18 protein-coding genes and 8 pseudogenes are annotated in these 19,627 nt (G+C 60.1%); 14 read left to right on the top strand and 12 right to left on the bottom strand.

From position 1 onward, the window contains the following. Window positions 1–337 precede the first annotated feature (337 nt). Window positions 338–577 (top strand): hypothetical protein, encoded by a 240-nt coding sequence (locus tag ACVIGA_RS43690; RefSeq protein WP_176396409.1) that lies wholly within the window; start codon window positions 338–340, stop codon window positions 575–577. Beyond that, on the top strand, window positions 567–2,636 hold the full coding sequence (locus ACVIGA_RS43685) for a recombinase family protein (RefSeq protein ID WP_338702144.1): 2,070 nt from the start codon (window positions 567–569) through the stop codon (window positions 2,634–2,636). The genes ACVIGA_RS43690 and ACVIGA_RS43685 overlap by 11 nt, the downstream gene beginning before the upstream one ends. Here ACVIGA_RS43685 and ACVIGA_RS43680 read toward each other — a convergent pair. Beyond that, window positions 2,606–2,815 (bottom strand): annotated as a pseudogene (locus ACVIGA_RS43680) (integrase core domain-containing protein); the annotation flags it as partial. The gene ACVIGA_RS43685 and the pseudogene ACVIGA_RS43680 overlap by 31 nt on opposite strands. A 221-nt stretch (window positions 2,816–3,036) precedes the next feature. On the opposite strand from ACVIGA_RS43680, the pseudogene ACVIGA_RS43675 reads away from it, so the two are divergent. After that, window positions 3,037–3,338: pseudogene (locus ACVIGA_RS43675) on the top strand (integrase core domain-containing protein); the annotation flags it as partial. A gap of 878 nt (window positions 3,339–4,216) precedes the next feature. On the opposite strand, the pseudogene ACVIGA_RS43670 reads toward ACVIGA_RS43675, so the two are convergent. After that, a pseudogene (locus tag ACVIGA_RS43670) lies at window positions 4,217–5,425 on the bottom strand (IS701 family transposase); the annotation flags it as partial. Between the two features lie 158 nt (window positions 5,426–5,583). On the opposite strand from ACVIGA_RS43670, the pseudogene ACVIGA_RS43665 reads away from it, so the two are divergent. The 4 genes and pseudogenes from ACVIGA_RS43665 to ACVIGA_RS43650 form a co-directional block, all read left to right on the top strand. Further along, window positions 5,584–5,806 (top strand): annotated as a pseudogene (locus ACVIGA_RS43665) (IS110 family transposase); the annotation flags it as partial. A 314-nt stretch (window positions 5,807–6,120) separates the two neighbouring features. Continuing rightward, window positions 6,121–6,306 (top strand): hypothetical protein, encoded by a 186-nt coding sequence (locus ACVIGA_RS43660; RefSeq protein WP_224944521.1) that lies wholly within the window; start codon window positions 6,121–6,123, stop codon window positions 6,304–6,306. A gap of 146 nt (window positions 6,307–6,452) precedes the next feature. Beyond that, on the top strand, window positions 6,453–6,788 hold the full coding sequence (locus ACVIGA_RS43655) for a hypothetical protein (RefSeq protein WP_176396405.1): 336 nt from the start codon (window positions 6,453–6,455) through the stop codon (window positions 6,786–6,788). A gap of 25 nt (window positions 6,789–6,813) precedes the next feature. After that, window positions 6,814–7,133, top strand: a pseudogene (locus tag ACVIGA_RS43650) (hypothetical protein); the annotation flags it as partial. Between the two features lie 255 nt (window positions 7,134–7,388). Here ACVIGA_RS43650 and ACVIGA_RS43645 read toward each other — a convergent pair. Next, window positions 7,389–8,111 carry a 4'-phosphopantetheinyl transferase family protein gene (locus ACVIGA_RS43645; protein ID WP_176396404.1) on the bottom strand — a complete coding sequence of 241 codons (723 nt, stop codon included), beginning with the start codon at window positions 8,109–8,111 and terminating at the stop codon, window positions 7,389–7,391. 653 nt (window positions 8,112–8,764) lie between these two features. Here ACVIGA_RS43645 and ACVIGA_RS43640 point away from each other — a divergent pair. Continuing rightward, window positions 8,765–9,780, top strand: a pseudogene (locus ACVIGA_RS43640) (IS256 family transposase); the annotation flags it as partial. A gap of 245 nt (window positions 9,781–10,025) precedes the next feature. Here the strand turns inward: ACVIGA_RS43640 and ACVIGA_RS43635 are convergent. Then, complete coding sequence (locus ACVIGA_RS43635) at window positions 10,026–10,235, bottom strand: hypothetical protein (RefSeq protein ID WP_176396403.1); 210 nt, start codon at window positions 10,233–10,235, stop codon at window positions 10,026–10,028. 16 nt (window positions 10,236–10,251) lie between these two features. Beyond that, window positions 10,252–11,022: a hypothetical protein gene (locus ACVIGA_RS43630; RefSeq protein ID WP_456671091.1), complete on the bottom strand. Its 771-nt coding sequence runs from the start codon at window positions 11,020–11,022 to the stop codon at window positions 10,252–10,254. Between the two features lie 794 nt (window positions 11,023–11,816). Here ACVIGA_RS43630 and ACVIGA_RS43625 point away from each other — a divergent pair. Together ACVIGA_RS43625 and ACVIGA_RS43620 are read left to right on the top strand one after the other, a co-directional pair. Continuing rightward, the gene (locus ACVIGA_RS43625; RefSeq protein WP_338025937.1) at window positions 11,817–12,071 is read left to right on the top strand and encodes a transposase; all 255 of its coding nucleotides are present in this window, start codon (window positions 11,817–11,819) and stop codon (window positions 12,069–12,071) included. Between the two features lie 303 nt (window positions 12,072–12,374). Further along, window positions 12,375–12,584 carry a transposase gene (locus ACVIGA_RS43620; RefSeq protein ID WP_234633927.1) on the top strand — a complete coding sequence of 70 codons (210 nt, stop codon included), beginning with the start codon at window positions 12,375–12,377 and terminating at the stop codon, window positions 12,582–12,584. A gap of 77 nt (window positions 12,585–12,661) precedes the next feature. Here the strand turns inward: ACVIGA_RS43620 and ACVIGA_RS43615 are convergent, their stop codons facing one another. Next, complete coding sequence (locus ACVIGA_RS43615) at window positions 12,662–12,937, bottom strand: hypothetical protein (RefSeq protein ID WP_207841041.1); 276 nt, start codon at window positions 12,935–12,937, stop codon at window positions 12,662–12,664. Between ACVIGA_RS43615 and ACVIGA_RS43610 the strand changes: the two genes are divergently transcribed. Then, window positions 12,921–15,011 carry a recombinase family protein gene (locus ACVIGA_RS43610; RefSeq protein ID WP_456671090.1) on the top strand — a complete coding sequence of 697 codons (2,091 nt, stop codon included), beginning with the start codon at window positions 12,921–12,923 and terminating at the stop codon, window positions 15,009–15,011. The two genes, ACVIGA_RS43615 and ACVIGA_RS43610, sit on opposite strands and share 17 nt — an antisense overlap. Here the strand turns inward: ACVIGA_RS43610 and tnpB are convergent. The 3 genes and pseudogenes from tnpB to ACVIGA_RS43595 form a co-directional block, all read right to left on the bottom strand. After that, a complete protein-coding gene (gene tnpB, locus ACVIGA_RS43605; RefSeq protein WP_456671089.1) occupies window positions 14,997–15,191 on the bottom strand; it encodes an IS66 family insertion sequence element accessory protein TnpB in 195 nt (64 codons plus the stop codon). The genes ACVIGA_RS43610 and tnpB overlap by 15 nt on opposite strands. Next, window positions 15,188–15,355 (bottom strand): hypothetical protein, encoded by a 168-nt coding sequence (locus tag ACVIGA_RS43600; RefSeq protein ID WP_166294297.1) that lies wholly within the window; start codon window positions 15,353–15,355, stop codon window positions 15,188–15,190. Before ACVIGA_RS43600 ends, tnpB begins: the two co-directional genes overlap by 4 nt. A gap of 32 nt (window positions 15,356–15,387) precedes the next feature. Beyond that, window positions 15,388–15,588, bottom strand: a pseudogene (locus tag ACVIGA_RS43595) (transposase); the annotation flags it as partial. Between the two features lie 120 nt (window positions 15,589–15,708). Here ACVIGA_RS43595 and ACVIGA_RS43590 point away from each other — a divergent pair. Next, window positions 15,709–15,924: pseudogene (locus ACVIGA_RS43590) on the top strand (IS110 family transposase); the annotation flags it as partial. Here the strand turns inward: ACVIGA_RS43590 and ACVIGA_RS43585 are convergent. After that, window positions 15,862–17,595 carry a recombinase family protein gene (locus ACVIGA_RS43585; protein ID WP_456671088.1) on the bottom strand — a complete coding sequence of 578 codons (1,734 nt, stop codon included), beginning with the start codon at window positions 17,593–17,595 and terminating at the stop codon, window positions 15,862–15,864. The pseudogene ACVIGA_RS43590 and the gene ACVIGA_RS43585 sit on opposite strands and share 63 nt — an antisense overlap. Between ACVIGA_RS43585 and ACVIGA_RS43580 the strand changes: the two genes are divergently transcribed. Next, the gene (locus ACVIGA_RS43580) at window positions 17,579–17,854 is read left to right on the top strand and encodes a hypothetical protein (protein WP_207841041.1); all 276 of its coding nucleotides are present in this window, start codon (window positions 17,579–17,581) and stop codon (window positions 17,852–17,854) included. The two genes, ACVIGA_RS43585 and ACVIGA_RS43580, sit on opposite strands and share 17 nt — an antisense overlap. A 77-nt stretch (window positions 17,855–17,931) precedes the next feature. Here the strand turns inward: ACVIGA_RS43580 and ACVIGA_RS43575 are convergent, their stop codons facing one another. Then, window positions 17,932–18,141: a transposase gene (locus tag ACVIGA_RS43575; RefSeq protein ID WP_234633927.1), complete on the bottom strand. Its 210-nt coding sequence runs from the start codon at window positions 18,139–18,141 to the stop codon at window positions 17,932–17,934. A gap of 663 nt (window positions 18,142–18,804) precedes the next feature. Between ACVIGA_RS43575 and ACVIGA_RS43570 the strand changes: the two genes are divergently transcribed. After that, window positions 18,805–19,026, top strand: a complete 222-nt coding sequence (locus tag ACVIGA_RS43570) for a hypothetical protein (RefSeq protein WP_176396401.1) — start codon at window positions 18,805–18,807, stop codon at window positions 19,024–19,026. 169 nt (window positions 19,027–19,195) lie between these two features. Here the strand turns inward: ACVIGA_RS43570 and ACVIGA_RS43565 are convergent, their stop codons facing one another. Continuing rightward, a complete protein-coding gene (locus tag ACVIGA_RS43565; RefSeq protein WP_456671087.1) occupies window positions 19,196–19,480 on the bottom strand; it encodes a hypothetical protein in 285 nt (94 codons plus the stop codon). Window positions 19,481–19,627: the final 147 nt, after the last annotated feature.

The following is a 19,627-nucleotide window of genomic DNA, read 5'->3' as shown; positions in this document are numbered from 1 at the left end:
CACAGGACCGTTCTTCGCGAGGTTCTTTATCGGCATCATCCCTGGTTTGGTCGCCGAGTTTGCGTTCATGGGGCGGTCGACAAGGTTGACGATGTCGTTTTTCGCTGCACCCTGGACGGATCGCAAGCAGACCGTTGGCTGGAAGTTCCAGCATGGATGTTCGACCGGACGGCCTGCCCTGACGCCGAGCTTCTGACAGCTCAGCCGTTTGTTAGCATCGATGCACTTGCGGCGCTCGCTGCGCTTCTCGATCTGGCGTTGAAGGATCGAACGCCATCAGCTGCCCCGCTTTCTGGCGCATCCAGAGGCTCTCACGACCAGAATCGGGGAGCGACTCATGTCACGCGAGACGGCAATGCCAGGGAGCGGATACCGACACAATCGACAACCGCGGTTGCAGCAGCAGATGGATCTGTTCGGGGGCGGCCTGTCGAACGGCGCCCTCGGCGCGCCGGCATGGTCGGAGCTGCCGGGGGAAGCGCGGGCGGCCCTCACAAGCCTGATGACGCAGTTGATGCTCGACCATGCTGCGATGACAGCGACGCCGCCCGCGAAGGGGGGCGATCATGATCTCTGACAAGGTCAGGCCTCATCATCTGGAGCGTAAGGCGATTCTTTACGTGCGCCAATCCTCAGCACATCAGGTGTTGCACAATCGCGAGAGCAGCGCATTGCAATACGCCATGCGGGACCGGCTGACGGCACTCGGGTGGTCAGAGATCGAAGTGATCGATGATGATCTCGGTCGTTCAGCCGCCGGTGGCGTGCAACGCGCCGGTTTCGAGCGAATGGTAGCGGAGGTTTGCCTCGGTAAGGTCGGTGCCGTTTGCGCCCGCGAGGTCTCGCGCTTCGCCCGCAACAGCCGGGATTGGCAGCAACTCATCGAGATGTGCCGCGTGGTCGATACCGTTCTGGTCGATCAGGAGACTATCTATGCGCCAAGGCACGGCAACGACCGCCTGCTGCTCGGGCTCAAGGGCAGCCTCAACGAGTACGAACTGGATTTGTTGCGCCAACGCTCGCTCTCGGCCCGCTACGAGAAGGCGCGCCGGGGCGAGTTGGTTGTGGCGGCGCCCGTCGGCTTCGTGAAGGCCGGCGACCATTATGAGAAAGATCCGGATCGGCGTGTCCAGGAAGCGATCAAGCTGGTGTTCGACAAGGTCGACGAACTGGGCAGCGCGCGACAGGCGCTCTGCTGGCTCCACGAGTACAATCTCGATCTACCAGTGAAGCAGTCCAACGGCGACACAGCCTGGCGGCGACCGAGTTACTCCGCCATCCACCGGATCATTGAGACCCCGGTCTACGGCGGCGCCTATGCCTATGGTAAGACGGCTGTGGCGGCGGGATACAGCGCCGGGGGCGTGAGCGTGAAGATCCGCCGCAAGACACGGAACGAATGGCTGGCGCTGAAGCCCAACACCCACGACGGGTATGTGAGCTGGGAGAGGTTCGAGGCGATCCGCACCATGGTCAGCAGCAACGTTCCCACCGGTCGGCATCACGGCGCACCCAAGCATGGTGACGCGCTGCTGGCCGGTCTGATCCGGTGCAAGCGCTGCGGCCGCAAGCTCACACTCCGGTACTCCGGCATGAAGCACCATATCCCACGCTACAGCTGCAGCCGCGCCTGGATGGACAATGGCGGTCCTCACTGCATCGCCTTCGGCGGATTGCGTGTCGATGATGCAATCGAGGAAGCACTGCTTGGCGTCGTCGGTCCGGGCGCTATCGCCGCTGCAACCGCTGCCGCCAAGGAAGCCAGGGAACGGCGGGATCAGGTGCGCGATGCGCTCAGTCGCGATCTGGAAGCGGCGCGCTATGCCGCCGACCGGGCTTTCTGGCAATACGATGCCGCTGACCCCGCGAACCGGTTGGTGGCGAGTGAGCTGGAAGCGCGCTGGAACAGGGCACTCGCTCACGCGGCGGAGGTCGAGGGCAAGATCGCCATGCATGATGCGGCCACGCCCGCACCCATTGCCGATCCAGCTTCGCTCGGCGTACTGGCCTCGAACCTCAAAACGGTCTGGGATGCGCCGACGACGGATGCTCGTCTCAAGAAGCGCATTGTACGCACCCTCGTCCATGAGGTCGTGGCCGATATAGACGACGCGGCGTCCGAGATCGTTCTCATCGTCCACTGGGTGGGTGGCGCTCACAGCGAGTTGCGCTTGCCCAAGCGCCGGCGCGGACAGCGCAACAGCACTTCCGCCGATATTATCCAAGCCGTGCGTCAACTGGTGCTGATCGCCAGCGACGATCTGATTGCCGGCCTCCTCAACCGAAACGGCCTCAAGACGGGCAACGGCAATCGCTGGACCCGCGAGCGCGTCACATCGATGCGCTCGAGCTACCACCTCCCGGTGTTCAAGCCCGCCGATGACGGGATCGAACCCTGGCTCAACCTGAGCAACGCCGCAAAGCTCCTGAAGGTCGCGCCCAAGACGCTCCGGCTGGCCGCGGAAGCAGGCGAAATCGCAGCCATCCATCCGCTATCGGACGGCCCGTGGATCTTTGCTCGCGCCTCGCTGATAACAGCTGCCGCTCAGTCTATCGCCGAACGAGCGCGACAGAACCCAAGATACCCCACAGGATCGCATCCCGATCAGCAAACTCTCTTCTCTTCAACAACATAGACAGATGGGTGTTCTGATGCGCGGTTGTAGAAGTCGAGGTATCGGCCAATCGAGGCTCGAGCTTCGCTGACGTTCTCGTAGGCCCGCAGATAAACCTCCTCGTATTTGACGCTGCGCCACAGCCGCTCGACGAACACGTTGTCCCGCCAGGCGCCCCGGCCGTCCATACTGATGGCGACTAGGCAAGGTACGAGCGAGGAGAAGAACGACACGATCTCGCCTGGCCGGAGGCGTTGGCGACAGGCCACTTGGCCTTGGCCATCAACGGCATGGATGTGAAATACGTGCTTCGAAACGTCCAACCCAATTGTCGCGACTTCCATTGGTGAACTGCTGCTGTTAGCGGGTTCGTCCATCGCCAGCATATCGCCGGCGCCGAGGGAGCGGGGCCGTCTTCCCCATCAATGGCCGGATGCGCGATGAGCTGCTCAACGAGACCCTGTTCTTCGATCTTGGCGGCGCCCGCGCCAAGATCGAAGAACAGGGTCGACGATGACAATCTCCGGCAGCCTCACTCGTCGCTGTAATATGTTACCCTCCGCGGCCTATGCAGCCCACCTCACCGCAACGGACGATCGGCTACGCAACCCCGACCAGCTTCGCCGATCGTTCGTTGCTCCAACCGCGCCACTTGGCGTCCAAGATCCCGACACTCTAATGCCGCTGGATGAAAGTTCAGTGGCAGGTCCATTCGTGAATCCATGATCGCTCCTCCAGATTGGTTAGAAGCCGACATTGTGGTTCGATAGATGCACAACTTAAATTCCGATTCGAGTTTTGCAGGTGTCAGGGTTGCAGTCGCGCGTAAGCGCGCAATCAATCTGCAACCCCGCACACTCGGATCAGCGCATTCGGTCAAGCTTAGAAGCACCAGGCCCCCCCGTTTCATATGATGATGCCACGGCTCAGTTTGATAGAGGCAGTGATACGCCTCATTCACCGTCGTCGAGCGAGTCGTTCTTGGCCCGGCTCGGTACTTTCGAACGAGCAGTTCACTTGTCGATTGGAGACACCCAAGGCCAGAGGCGCGGAACGTGCCAACATCAACATCAATACGGTGGCGCAAAGTTCGCTACGCCCAGGGGAGGGGTCAATCGAGCCGCGCGATCAGGCCGATCCAAGGGGATTGGCGGAGACAGATGCCCCACGTGGGCGACGGAAGTCGTACAGCGGAAAACCGTGGCCAACGACAGGATAGATCGGGGCCGTCTGTATAAAATTGCTCATCGCCAGAAAAAGATTGTTGGCGGAGAGCAATGGGCGCTTGGAACCATCGATGAACCGGAACCATTAGAATTGTTGGGTGCCTTCCCGCGCTGGGGCGTGCCCGGGGCGGTCCCGGTTTTTGCCCCCCAGCCCCGACCGGGACCGTTCACTTAAAAGCTGGCTTCAGCCAGACAAATTTAGCTTGTGCGTTTGCGCCATAATACCGCATTTTTCGCCGGCAATCCCCCGCTTTCCCGGGCCAGTCGTCAGATGGATAGGGCAGACCGGCAGCCGCTTAGTCTTACTGCGTCACAAATCATGACGGCGCATCGACCTGGATTTGGACTGCGCAGCACGGACATCTACGTAGCCGGCTAACCAATGCGCTGGTAAGGCGCCGCCGCATGGTAGCGATCGAATTCGGAATATGACGCTCGGTTCTGAGCGGTAGCGCCCCGCGGCTTTTGATTTTTGGGAAGCGCAAATTCTTTGACGAACGCGGGCCGACGAGGTCGTGAGGGGGGAATCGTCTCCCTTTCGGAGATCAGGAAGCCGTAGGCGGCGATGCATAACGTGGCGTGGTGATGGAAGCCGCGCCAACCACGCCCTTCATAATGCCCCAGGCCGACCTCCTGCTTGAGCTCTTGGTAGTCGCGTTCGATGCGCCATCTGAGCTTGGCGAAGTTGACCAGGGCGCGGAAGGAGATGTTTTCAGGCAGTGTCGAGAACCAGTATTTGGTCGGCTCCGCCTCGCCGTCAGGCCATTCGATCAACAGCCATTCCTCCGCACGGGGCTCGCTCAGCCAGTAATCGCGATTAGCGGGACGGACCCGAACGCGTGCAAAGCGCGAGGTCAGCCAATCAGCACTGCCTTCGCGCCATCTGACATTGCGCCAGGCCGTTCTCGGCAGCGCGAGCGCCTTGACTGAGCAGGGCTTATTTTTGTCGTCGCGCCGGATCAGCTTTGGCGGCCGCCCATTCCCTGACCATCGCTTTGGTGGCAGCGGTCTCGTGCCTGGTGGCCAGACAGAGGTGTGCGGCAAGATACCGGCAACATAGCGCAACCCCAGTGCCGTCACTTCCCCGCGCAGCGCGGTATCGGCCCCATATCCCGCATCCATCAGCACAACACCGCGTGCAATGCCCGCTGCACACGCCGACCGGATCTGCTCCAGCGCGATCTCAGGCTTGGTCTTGAAGGTGACATCCTTTGGTACGCCCGCCTTCTCTCGGCGATCCTCATCCTCGGCCCAACTTTCCGGCAGGTACAAACGGTAGGCGATCGGCAAACTCGCATGATGATTGGCAATCGATAGCGAGACCGCCACTTGGCAATTGTCCTGCTTGCCAAGCTGACCGCAGTATTGCCGTGCCGCGCCAACCGAATGCCGCCCTTTCTTGGGAAAGCCAGTATCATCGATGATCCAGGCCTCGATCGGACCGTGTCGCTCGATCTTGGGCTGGACCATCTCTCGCACCTTGCTCAAGACCTTCTCGTCCGACCATCCGCCCGCGCCGACGAAATGCAATAATGATTGATGCTGGGCCGCCGTTCGCTCCGGGGCTGTTATCGCCGCCATCGGCTACCCATTCCAGCTCCCCCTCGCGTGAGTCCCTCGGGTAGCCGATTCGTCGTCAAAAACGTCCGCGACTTTCTGACTCAGTAAGATTAGGAGGCCGCGCAGATTCGGTGGAAAAACGGGTGCCGGACTATTCACGCTCGCTACGTCCGCGACGCCACATGCAGGTCGTTCGGATAGGTCTAGATCTGGCGAAGTATGTCTTCGAAGTTCACGGCGTCGAACAACCACGGGAACGTCGTTGTGCGAAAGAGGTTGCGTCGCGATGATGGCCAGCTTTTTCGCCAGGTTACCGGCCTGCCTGGTCGGCATGGAGGCTTCCAACGGGGCGCGTTATTGGGCGCTCGCGTGCTCACGGAGCTTGGCCATCAGGTCCGACTGATCAGTTCGTGACGCCCGACAAGCGGAAATCGTCAGCGCAGCAGAAGCTGGAGGAGTGCATACAAACCGGCCACGCCTACGCCGAAACGAATGCAGAGACCGAAGAAAGATCAAATTGACCTTGAACGGAGACCGATTAAACGACCCACAAGTGCTTGCTTTAATTGCGGGGGCTTCGATCGAAGACTCTTGAATCAGATGAATCGCTTGTGATTCATTGTTGAACACCTGAATCGCGACGGCGAGGTGCTTTCATGTGTTCAAGCGGTGCGACATTCGTCGATCGACCGGCTCGAATAGTCGCCAGAATGATCGTGATGAAAGCACCCGCCAACGGGCGCGTAGAGAAAGCCGACATTCTCAGCGGCCACTTCGCCGCCACGCGCACGCGTTACGATGATTGTGCAGGCCCGATTCTCCTCATTCAGGAACACACGGCGCAGCGCAAGAACAAGATCAACCCGACCCGCGTTCTCATCGAGAAGAAGGAGAGCATTCGTTGACTCGACAGTCTCAGACAATCGATCGATCGGTTCGGACAACCGGAGTATTGCATTCATATCGGTGACCGCGAAAGCGACATCTGTGAATTTACCTGACGCAAGACCTTGGCGCTCACTTCCTTCTCCGCGCCTGCGTCGATTCGTTGGTGAGCGATGGCGGCCATACGATTACGGCCGAGATGGAAGAGACCAGCGTCAAAGGCCTGCATTACATCGACGTTCGGGACGACAAGGGTGCGATGATGAAAGCCGCGCTGGAAATTAAGTTCAAGCGGATTGCCGAGATGGTGTTGACGGACACCGAGATCGCATTCGATGAACTCATCAGCGACGCCGACAATCGACGATGTCGCCCTGGGACCCTGGCATTCTACCTTACCAAACTTGCCCGATTGGGTGGCCACCTGGCCAGGAATGTTGTCATCTGGCGCGGCCTCTCAAGACTCACCGATATCGAACTCGGCGCGGCTGGAAATGTGTAATTGAAAGCTTCACCGGACGGATACCCGGATCGTCACCCTGCTGCCAGAGCGTGAGCCAGCGAACCGCACAAGCCTGGCTCGACGTTCATCCCACACGCGCGATCGTCGCCCGCGATCGGGGCGGGGATATGGCGAAGCTGCGGCAAAGGCTCTGCTGCACGCGGTTCAAGTCGCAGATCCTTGGGAGAACGCCACTCGAGCATTCCTCGATGCCGTCCGCAAATCGAGGCGCCAGATTCCGCAGTCAATCGGAGCGACAACAATCGATCCAAACTGCTCACGATCCGTGAAATCCGCACCCTGTCGAAAAGCGGAACGCCAATCAAGCAGATCGTTCGCCGAACTCTTGACGGAGCACAAGGAAGATAGAGGCTGCTCGATTAGCGTCGTCCGACCCGGAATTCGCGTCAAACCTCCACTCGGCTCCTTCGCCGTTTCCGCAATAGCGATGGCGTTTCTCAGCTTCGCGATGCTTCCCGTATAAATCTGCTACGGCTCTCATCCTGTGATGAGGATTGGCTCGGACCGCCCGAGCAACCCTCGGACGCGCAGCGTAGGGCGAGCCACCTCATCGGCAGAGGCGGACATACGGGCTTACGCTCATTCGGGCGAGCGTACTTGACAAACAGATAGGGTCAGCGGACAAGATGCTGGCTTTCGGACCGCGAGGGCCAGCACATGCTGCGGACTCGGCCGCTGCTCGATGAACTGCCATTGAGGCGCATCATCGGCCTCGCCCTGGCTAAACGAGATGGAAGCCGGATTCAGCGAGAAGGAAAAACTGTCGAGTGGGCGACTCAATCCCTCGCCGGTCGCCTTGATGAAAGCCTCCTTCAGGGTCCAGAGACGGAAGAAGCATTCGGCTTGCTCGTCTGGCGGTGCGCCGCGCAAGATGGCGACCTCCGACGGGCTGAAATAGCGTTCAGCGATATCGAGGCTCGCCCGGCTCGGCGTGAGCGTCTCAACGTCGATCCCGACGTCGACGCCCACGCTGACCGCACAGGCAACGAAGCCCCTGGTATGCGACAGATTGAACCGAAGTTCGGACCGGCCGAGGGCTCGATCGATCTTGGGCTTGCCATGCTCTTCGACGATGAAACGCCAGTTCGCGGGCGGCAAGTTGCCTACCGATGCAAGCGCGCTACGAACCAGCCAATGTGCTGCGACGTATGTCGATCGATCGGCCTGGACATAGAACTTGTCCGCCTGTGCCTGCTCAGAAGGGTCCAGACAAGCACGCCATTGCTTGACAGCTGCGGCCGAAGGAGAGCCCAGCCTCATCCACCACACCGCGACTTCGGTCGATCTCGAGGTGCAGATCATTACTTCACCTGACGCGAGCGGGACCGGCCCGCCACGATCACGCCGCACTTCCGGCCGCAGGCGTCTGGAGGTGCCCGCCGTTCGAGTGCGAATCCCGGCAACCGGTCAGATACGTCGATAACAGCAAAACGTCATTTTCGGAAATCCGGTCAAGCCCGAATGCCGAGCCAGGAGAAATTGTCGTATTGGCGGCTCAATGGAAGGATCTGACCCGAGGAAGAAATTCATTGTCGATGAAATGTGATACGCAGGTTGAGAGCAAACCTCGATCGATTGACGGACACGAGATATCACTGCCAAAGAGGCCGGCCAACGTATTCTGGCAGCTGATGGTGACCGGAAGATCCGCACCTTGGGGGTATTCCTCCGAGCAACGGCGCGATCCAAAAAAGGCCGCGCTCACACCACGTTGCGAACGGGACAACTGAAACTGATACCCGTAGCTACCGAGCACCTCGAGGATCGAGATCCAGCGACAGACGCGCCGTTGGCAAGTGGAATGTCTGTCCGGACAAAAGCTGCCAAGCGACAGGTGACGATGGCTTTGCTCGCATAGTCGACGGGAATAACGTTCACCGGGCTGTGTTTCGGCATGGATGCCGATAGGGGGGTCCCAGTCAAACGCCGATTGACACATAAAGGAGAGCAGCGCCATGACGAGAGATATCACACCGGCTGGTTGGCCGGCGACCGGGGCGGTGGACGAAGCGTTTGCAGAAGTACGGGCGAGCTTCGATCGGTTCTGCCTTGCGGCAGGGATCGAGGCGCTCGGCACGATGATGGAGGCGGATGTTGTGGCGGGCCGCGCCACGATCGCGAGGCGGCGCGGCGGACGCACCTTGGGCCGAACGCGGGGACGGATCGGCTTCCACGGCGGCAAGATCGAGGTTAGCGCCCGCGGGTCCGGGGCGTGGATGGCGGCGAGGTCACGATCCCGAGCTGGGAAACGGCGGCGCAGGAGGATTGGCTCGGTCGCGGGGCGATGAACCCGATGCGGATCAATGTGTCGACGCGCCGGTTCAGCCGCGCCGTCCGGCTGCCCGAAGGTGACGTGCCGGTACCGCCCGGATCGGGGGTTTCGAAGTCGGCGGCCTCGCGGAGGTTCGTAGCGCTGTCGGCGGCGCGGCTGGCTGACTTCATGGCCGCCGATCTGTCCACGCTCGACCTTCTGGTGGTCCAAATCGACGGGCTGCATCTCGGCGACGATCTCGTGCTGGTCGCCGCAATCGGAGTTGACGGCGAAGGCAGCAAGCATCCGCTGGCGCTGGTGGAAGGGGCGACCGAGAATGCCGCAACGGTTCAGGCCCTGCTGGACAACCTGGTCTCGCGCGGGCTCGACCCGACGGTGCCAAGACTGTTCATCGCCGACGGCGCGAAAGCGTTGTCGAAGGCGATCCGCCGCACCCTCGATTCGGCCGCTGCGATCCAGCGCTGCCAGATCCACAAGGCACGCAACATCATGGAACGCCTGCCGAAAGAGCATCATGCGGCCACCCGTCGGGTGCTGCGCCAGGCCTGGCAGCTCGATGACGCCGACAAGGCTGAAAAATTGATCCGCAATCTCGCGCGTCGACTCGACCAGCAATGGCCCGGCGTAGCGGCCAGCATCCTCGAAGGCCTCGACGAAATCCTGACTGTCGTCCGGTTGAAGCTGCCGAAGGAGCTTCGTCCACGAGACAAGCGCCATGCGCGCCGATGTTCGGGGGACACGCAGCGCGCAACGCACGCCGAATTTCCGGACGTTCGCATCGATTGTCAACAGTTCGACCTTCACGCGGCGCGGTCGTCTGGGCTCGTACCCCCAATCAGCTCAAGCCGTGGTGGTTGCGCGTAGCTATCGCGCCAAGCCCGTAGAGGATGCTGATCGGCACATCATAGGTGATGGAGGGCCGGCACATCGTGAATCTATCGCCTTCAGATATCCATGTTCCTTAGGGCCGTAATTGCTTTGTTGAGCGCGTTCGAGGCTTGCTTGAGGCCGTCCACATATTCGGTTGTGACAACGGCCTCGGAGCCACCCACCGCATGGACACGGACTTGGCGACCTCCAAGACCTGCCCAAAGCTGATCAATGTTCGCTCGCTCTCGCTCCAACTCTTCAATGATCGAACCATGTTTTGCCATCCCGCTTCCTTACTCCTCAGGTTTGACTGTTGTACTCGCGGCCACCGTTAAACTCGACGAACCGGCGTGTTCGCTCATCGTATCGCCAGCACGCTCGGGTGGTGTGTCCGCTTGTGAACGTGCCGCGATACCGAATGAAGCCCCAGAAGAACAGACGCATGCCGCCGAAATCGGGGGGGGAGGGGGGGGCACCTTCGTAGTCATCAAGCTCCACATCATTCCACGCAAGCCCCTCATCCAGATCGTTGCGGGGCTCGCCAGGCACGAGGACAGCAGAGATCGCAGGGGGATGGTTGTGGTCGTAGTTGACCGGAGCTGGCGGCTCTGCGTGCACGCTCAGGCTTACTTGCATAGCTTCGATGACGGCAGGGAGCTTCCCATAGTTTGCGACCGAGTAGGTGACGGACAACCTCACACCCTCGGTCCCGTTTTCCCAATCCTCCCAACGTACGATTTTGAGAGAGCTCACATTGAAGACGAAGCCATAAGGGCGCTCGATCTTGGCGAGGGCGTCTTCGGCAACACGAGCTTGCCGAGTGGCCGCCTCAGATGCGACCTTGGCGTCATCCAAACTGAGCTTGATCACACGAAGCTGATAGAAGAAGAGTGCCGCTTGGACTGTCGCGACAACGACTTGCACCGAAGTGAAAATGCCACTCGCATCCTTGGTGAACCAACTGAGCAAGGGTTCGCCTGCTCTCGCAGACGGCATGAAGACCATTCCCACCGCGAAAGCGGCGACCGTGAGCAAGCAACCTATAACAACCTCGGGCACTCGGAACTTCATGCTCGCTCGTCTGTTGAGAGGTGCCATTATCCGTACCAGTAACGCAATCTAAGGATGCTGCACCAAACGGTGGTTCAATTGAATAGCTGGCTTCCAGCCCGATCCGTATTGGGATTTGGTTGCGGGAGGACGGACCTTCTCCCCGCGATGCGTCAACGAGATATTCCGCAGGTTGAGCGTGCTAACGTCTAATGGCTTCGCCGTCAGGTTGGCACCTATGCAGACAAGTAGGTGTGCCGCGCCTCGCAGCGGACGCCCCGTGAAGTGCTGGAACTGTGTAGTGCGTGGCGACTTTCCGTTGATCGCATGCGTCATTTTGATAGGACCAGATCGCCTTAGCGGTCGCAATATTCATCCAATGAGGCGGCCGACCCTCGTGTTGAGCCGCCGTGTCCGATGCCTCCGGATCTTCAGGGGTTCGGCAGTTCAAGGCCCGCGGCACACGGAGCGCAACAAGATGGATGGTTGGTTGGATAGTGACGGCAGCAGCTGTCTTCAACGAAGACCGCGACGATGACGAAGAATTCAGGCACATAACTTACGTGGTGGCGGTCGCCGTCCGGCGGAAGTGGTGAAGATGACCATCGCGGAATGCGACGCAAAGGCTGCAATTCTCAACTGCCTGATCGAAGAGGAGCAGTTGCAAAGACTTGGCGTGAACCCCGGCGAGCTTCTCGTCGTGCAACGATGACGAGATCAGTCCGATTACTTCGCGCCCTCGTCGTCATTAACGCGGCACGTCTGATCTCGTTCGTAAGCGCGAAGCCGATACCCTGGCTTCAGAGTTAGAATGAATGTGCGAAGAAGCCTCCGGCTTGGAACTTGGAACGGAGGTTTGGATGGGATTGGACAGCAAAAAGGACGTCCATTTGGGCGGCTCATCGGCGGGGTCGGTGAGCCGGCTGGAGGTTCTTGAAGGACTATCGGGGCGCCGCATGCGTTCGGAAGCCGAGAGAGCTCGGATCGTCGCCGAGAGTCTGTTACCCGGTGCCCAGGTGTCCGAGGTGGCGCGCAAGCACGGAGCGACGCGCTGGCATATTTACGATTAGCGACGCTGCTTTCGACAGCGAGGCATGTTGGCGCCGTGCGAGGCATCGCAGTCGACATTCGCACCGCTGGTCGTGGAAAGCGCGTTGGAGGAGCGTCAGGTTCCGGCGATCAAGCTTGAGATCGCGATCGGCGATGTCGTGCTGCGACGGACACAGCCATAGATGGCGAGCAGCTGTCCCGGGTGATCCGCGCAGTGCGAGCGTCACGATGATCGCGGCCGGTGCCGATCTGAAGATTTACATCGCGACGCGGCCGATCGACTCCGCTGTGGCCACGATGGGCTTGCGGCGAAGGTGCGGGAGATGCTTCGTCTCGACCCGTTCAGCGGCGCAGCCTTCGTGTTCCGATCGAAACGAGCCCAACGCCCGACATTCTGCATACAGTCTTCGAAGCGCGACAATTGCATATCCGTGGCTTCCCCGTTTTGGACGAACGCTTCAAGTCGCACCGTTCCGACGCGGCAAGGATTTGAAGTGCATCTACACGGAGGAACGCCGTGGGTTTATTCGTGAGGTACCCAACTGGATGTTCGACAAAAGCTATTGCTCCGGCATGGCGCTTGGACCGCCGTGGGTCAGTATTGAGGGGCTCAACGAATTTGCTGCTGTTCTGAAGCTTCTGGGCGCGACTCAGGCGTCGGGCGCACAATCCCGTCCTTCTTTGAAGAGGGAGAAAGGACGTGCGGAGAAAAAGCCAATATCGCGAGCCGATGCAACTGGGTCTGGATCTGCGTCTTCGGATTCCCCAGAACCCGCTGGGCGCCAATCCCAAAGGTCTGATCGAGGCGCTCGCCGATCTGTTGCTGGAAGCGGCTGGCGTCGAACCCGCTCAGATGTCGGGAGGTGACCATGAGTGTCAAGATCACACGTGATCACCTCGACCGCGCCGCCGTCGTCTATGTTCGCCAATCGACAATGTCCCAAGTTATGGGGAATCTCGAAAGCCAGCGGCGGCAATATGACTTGGCGCAGGCCGCGGAAACCGCCGGATTTAAGTCGGTGGCGGTAATTGACGATGATCTTGGCCGCTCAGGCTCTGGCAGCACTCAACGGCCCGGATTTGAGCGGCTTGTGGCGATGGTTTGTTCGGGTAACGTCGGTGCCGTTTATTGCATTGAGGCGTCGCGGCTGGCGCGCAATGGACGCGACTGGCATCACTTGATCGACCTATGCGCCCTCGCGGGCGCGTTGGTCATTGATCCCGACGGCGCCTATGATCCGCGGCTTGTCAACGACCGCCTGCTTCTCGGACTGAAGGGAACGATGTCGGAGTATGAGCTGAGCCTGCTTCGCCAACGTGGAATCGCCGCTCGGGACTCTAAGGCCAAGCGCGGCGAGTACCGCTTCATGCTTCCACCTGGATTTTGTTGGAGTGAACTCGGCAAGATCGAAATGGATCCCGACGAACATGTGGCGGGATTGGTTCGACTCGTCTTCACGAAGTTCCGCGAGCTCGGTAGCGCCCGGCAGGTCTTTCTTTGGCTGCGTGCTGCCGACATCAAAATGCCTGTGGTTCTAAAAAACGTTCAAATCTACAAGCTCAGCTGGAAGGCGCCGGCCTATCACACGGTGATGCAGATCCTGCACAATCCGCTCTATGCTGGCGCCTATGCGTTTGGCCGAATCGCCCAGAAGACACGGATCGTGGACGGTCGCGCCCGCAAGGTCAGCGGGTTCAAAAAGCCGCGGGAGGAATGGAATGTTCTCCTGCGCGACAATCATCCCGGCTATGTCAGCTGGCAGGAGTATGAGGACAATCAGAGGCTGCTGCTGGAAAACGCCCACATGAAGAAGAACTGCTCGCGAAAATCGGCGCGCGGGGGACGCGCACTTCTGACCGGATTGATGCGGTGCGGCCATTGCGGGCGGATGATGCGTGTGTTCTACGGCCAGGCCAAGGGGAATGCCCATCGTTATCAATGCCGCGGCGATGACGCCCATGTCGGCGCTGGCCTATGTATCGGCATCGGCGGGGTGCGGGTCGATCGTGCGGTCGCGCTGCAAATCCTTGAGGCCGTCTCCGATCGGGCTGTTGAAGCAGCGATATTGGCGTCCGACCAGGTTGAGCGCTCAAGACAAGAGGTCATCACGGCCGTCGAACGGGAGCTTGAAGTCGTACGCTACGAAGCGTCTCTTGCGGCACGCCGATACGAGCTTGTGGATCCGGCCAAGCGCCACGTTGCCCGCGAACTCGAGGCGCGCTGGAATGGCGCATTGGAGCGGGTTGCCGAGCTTGAAGGTCGTATAAAGGAGCTGCGCACCGCATCGGCGGAAAGTCCCAAGATCGACCGCGCCCTGCTTCTGCAACTTGCGCATGATCTTCCGCGGGTTTGGAATGCACCGTCCACGGACACGCGCACCAAGCAGCGGCTGGTTCACATTGTGGTCCGAGAGATTGTTTGCGATCTCGATGAGGACACCAACGAGGCCGTTCTGCTCATCCACTGGACCGGCGGCCGGCACACGGAGGTTCGCGTTGCTCGCGTTAAGACGGGCCGATATCCGGGCGACATGGCACCGACTGCCGTTGACGCACTTCGTAAACTCGCTGGTCATTGGCCTGATCGAGAGCTCGCCGTGTCGCTCAATCGGATGCGCTGCAAGACCGGCGACGGCGAGACCTGGACGACTGTTCGCGTGCGGGAAATGCGCGAACGCCTGGGCTTGCCGGAATACGACCCCGCATCGTCCGACGGCAAAATGATCAGCCTTGCGAAGGCTGCGGCACACTTTGGATTTTGCGTCGGATCAGCAAAGAGCTTGGTGCTGAAGGACATCTTGCCGGCCACACAAGCAATCAAGGGCCCGCAATGGTTGGTTCCTGTCGACGCGCTGAGCTCGGAAACAGTACGTATAGCGGTGCAGCGCGTGATCGAGCGTCGGCCGAGAAACTACATTGATTATCAATATGATAGAATGATCCGCCTACCCGGCATCTGACAAAGGGACGTACAATGAAACGAGCTGTCGGCGCTTGGAGCGGAAGACATAAAGTCCGCCGTCGAACGGATCGGCTCCAAAGGCCTCGCTCACCAGCATCGCCAGCGAGTCCATGCCGCGGCGGAAATCGACCGGCTGCGTCGCAATCCAGGTCGACAACCCAGCTCGAAGCCCGATCATCGACCAACCGTCCCGACCGCCGCCAGCACCTCGCACAGTGCCTCCCGGTCCACTGTCCCCCTGACACGGATGCGAATCGCGCCGACCTCGATCTCGATCGCCGCCTGCTCCTCACTCGGGCGCCCACAGCCGGTGATCGCGACCGGCACAAAGCCAGGTGGCATGCCTCTGTCCCCGCGCTCGCGACCTGCGCCCGCGTAGCCTGGCGACGCCAGAGAAACAACAGGCTTGGACTGATGTCGTGTCGCCGCGCCACTGCGGACACGCTTGCACCCGGCGCAAAACTCTTCGCAACAATCGCCGCCTTCGCATCGGTCGACCAGCGCCGACGTCGGCCCGTCCCGGTGATGATCTCGACACGCTGCAGCGTGTCGGCGCCGTGTTCGAGGATAGGCATATGCCTATCCTTATCGCTATCCTTACGACTATCCTTTGACATTGTGACCTCGCGACAAACCATTCCGCGAGATCTTCCTAGCCGACCAGATCAACCCTCAGCGCGTGGTCTCCGCATGACGCTCACGTTGAGACGCTGCGGATCCACCGGCAGCAGGTGAGCGCCTTCATGCTCAAGCATGGCCGCAGCTACCCCCGCAAAAAGGGCTGGACGATGCGCTATTTGCGTTGGCTCCAGGAACAACAGTTCGACCACCCCGCACATCAGATCGCGCTACAAGAAATGGTCGAAGCAGTTCGCGTCGCCAGGGACCGGGTCGACCGGCTCGACGGCAGTGGGCGCCATATCCCCCGGATATCGGCCCGTCTTAACGCGAGCAACGCGAACCTCCGTGTGCCGGCCGCCGGTCCAGTGGATGAGCAGAACGGCCTCGTTGGTGTCCTCATCGAGATCGCAAACAATCTCTCGGACCACAATGTGAACCAGCCGCTGCTTGGTGCGCGTGTCCGTGGACGGTGCATTCCAAACCCGCGGAAGATCATGCGCAAGTTGCAGAAGCAGGGCGCGGTCGATCTTGGGACTTTCCGCCGATGCGGTGCGCAGCTCCTTTATACGACCTTCAAGCTCGGCAACCCGCTCCAATGCGCCATTCCAGCGCGCCTCGAGTTCGCGGGCAACGTGGCGCTTGGCCGGATCCACAAGCTCGTATCGGCGTGCCGCAAGAGACGCTTCGTAGCGTACGACTTCAAGCTCCCGTTCGACGGCCGTGATGACCTCTTGTCTTGAGCGCTCAACCTGGTCGGACGCCAATATCGCTGCTTCAACAGCCCGATCGGAGACGGCCTCAAGGATTTGCAGCGCGACCGCACGATCGACCCGCACCCCGCCGATGCCGATACATAGGCCAGCGCCGACATGGGCGTCATCGCCGCGGCATTGATAACGATGGGCATTCCCCTTGGCCTGGCCGTAGAACACACGCATCATCCGCCCGCAATGGCCGCACCGCATCAATCCGGTCAGAAGTGCGCGTCCCCCGCGCGCCGATTTTCGCGAGCAGTTCTTCTTCATGTGGGCGTTTTCCAGCAGCAGCCTCTGATTGTCCTCATACTCCTGCCAGCTGACATAGCCGGGATGATTGTCGCGCAGGAGAACATTCCATTCCTCCCGCGGCTTTTTGAACCCGCTGACCTTGCGGGCGCGACCGTCCACGATCCGTGTCTTCTGGGCGATTCGGCCAAACGCATAGGCGCCAGCATAGAGCGGATTGTGCAGGATCTGCATCACCGTGTGATAGGCCGGCGCCTTCCAGCTGAGCTTGTAGATTTGAACGTTTTTTAGAACCACAGGCATTTTGATGTCGGCAGCACGCAGCCAAAGAAAGACCTGCCGGGCGCTACCGAGCTCGCGGAACTTCGTGAAGACGAGTCGAACCAATCCCGCCACATGTTCGTCGGGATCCATTTCGATCTTGCCGAGTTCACTCCAACAAAATCCAGGTGGAAGCATGAAGCGGTACTCGCCGCGCTTGGCCTTAGAGTCCCGAGCGGCGATTCCACGTTGGCGAAGCAGGCTCAGCTCATACTCCGACATCGTTCCCTTCAGTCCGAGAAGCAGGCGGTCGTTGACAAGCCGCGGATCATAGGCGCCGTCGGGATCAATGACCAACGCGCCCGCGAGGGCGCATAGGTCGATCAAGTGATGCCAGTCGCGTCCATTGCGCGCCAGCCGCGACGCCTCAATGCAATAAACGGCACCGACGTTACCCGAACAAACCATCGCCACAAGCCGCTCAAATCCGGGCCGTTGAGTGCTGCCAGAGCCTGAGCGGCCAAGATCATCGTCAATTACCGCCACCGACTTAAATCCGGCGGTTTCCGCGGCCTGCGCCAAGTCATATTGCCGCCGCTGGCTTTCGAGATTCCCCATAACTTGGGACATTGTCGATTGGCGAACATAGACGACGGCGGCGCGGTCGAGGTGATCACGTGTGATCTTGACACTCATGGTCACCTCCCGACATCTGAGCGGGTTCGACGCCAGCCGCTTCCAGCAACAGATCGGCGAGCGCCTCGATCAGACCTTTGGGATTGGCGCCCAGCGGGTTCTGGGGAATCCGAAGACGCAGATCCAGACCCAGTTGCATCGGCTCGCGATATTGGCTTTTTCTCCGCACGTCCTTTCTCCCTCTTCAAAGAAGGACGGGATTGTGCGCCCGACGCCTGAGTCGCGCCCAGAAGCTTCAGAACAGCAGCAAATTCGTTGAGCCCCTCAATACTGACCCACGGCGGTCCAAGCGCCATGCCGGAGCAATAGCTTTTGTCGAACATCCAGTTGGGTACCTCACGAATAAACCCACGGCGTTCCTCCGTGTAGATGCACTTCAAATCCTTGCCGCGTCGGAACGGTGCGACTTGAAGCGTTCGTCCAAAACGGGGAAGCCACGGATATGCAATTGTCGCGCTTCGAAGACTGTATGCAGAATGTCGGGCGTTGGGCTCGTTTCGATCGGAACACGAAGGCTGCGCCGCTGAACGGGTCGAGACGAAGCATCTCCCGCACCTTCGCCGCAAGCCCATCGTGGCCACAGCGGAGTCGATCGGCCGCGTCGCGATGTAAATCTTCAGATCGGCACCGGCCGCGCGATTACCTGGTGCCCAGGTGTCCGAGGTGGCGCGCAAGCTCTCATTCCGTCATCACCCAGGTTCCCGCATAGCTCACGCTGCCTGAGCGGCTCAGCGTGGCGCTTACGCCCCATTGCGGAAATGGTCGGTTTTAAGGGCGCGCGCCGTAAACCTTCGTATCGTTCCGTGGCCCCCTTGGATGCCCGACGATTACCTACGTTCAATTGAGTCTCTGATCGCAATCGTCCTAGGCTGCAGCGTTGGAAAAGCGGACAGGCTCATGAAGTAGGAGGTGAAAACGGACGATCGACGAACAGGGACGATAATACCAAGAGGAGACTACAATGCCCAATTGCTCCGATAATCTTGGATCTGGTAGAGCCGCGCGATGCGCAGGTTGTGATGGCACGTGTGGTCTCGTCCGGTACTACTCATGGCGCCCCATTTGTTCCAAGTAGTGTTTCGATCGCTTCAGAACGCGCCGGGCAAGTGACCGCGGTTGGCTACCCTGGCGCCACATCGCCTTAGACCAGGCGCCTGAGAACCGCGCGAGGGCTCTGTGATGTTCCAGACACAAGGAGAGCCGCGTCGCATGACCATTTTCACCGGATTGCTGTTCGAGATGATCTCCTTGTCCTGGGGGCCGATGTGGAGCGCGCTGGCGGTAGGCTATGCGGTGATTGGCTTGGATGGCCAAGTTTATCTGACAGATGCGGGCGCGGAATACCTAGCGTGGGCGGGAGCTTCAGCTTACAACGAGGCAAGGAATACTTACAAACCGCATAGACTTTGCTCCGCGCTGCCCAAACCATGACCGACCGAGCGATTGCGGGTCAGCTTAAAGCCCTAGCTGACGACTACCAGTGGCGAGCTGAGAAAGCGTCGCGTGTTGATGCTGCCAAAGCACTGGTTCGCTCACCTGCCAGCGCTGAACGCGATGCCCGTGGGGTCTCGTGGAGTAACGGCGTGTCTGGGCGTGAGCCTCAGGCCGATGCAAATTTGATTTCGGCGTTTGCGTTGACGATCGGCGGCGCGTTGGGTGCCGGCCTCCCGATGGCGTTCCTGATTATTTGGCTCTGCTCCTGAAATGTCCCTGACAGCGCCGCACCATGCATCACATTGATCTGGCTCGCATAACCATTCTCTGACATGTACATCGCTGCATAACTGCCAGCCAGACGTCCGGTCAGGTCGAACGTGCTGACGATCGGACCGTGGATTTCGTCGAGCATCGGGGCCGGCTTGCTGTCCATCGTGCGAATATACAAGCCACGATATTCGAAGTTATTGCCAGCGGGTTGTTGCCAAAGTCGAAACTTGCCTCGCCGAGAGCCTGCACGTTGCCACGCTGGGTGAATGTGTGATCCTTGCCATAGGCGAACATGACGCCGCGCGCATAGGCGCCGTCCGCATAG

This window comes from Bradyrhizobium sp. USDA 3240 (assembly GCF_054063295.1).
This window is presented reverse-complemented; position numbering and strand designations above follow the sequence as displayed.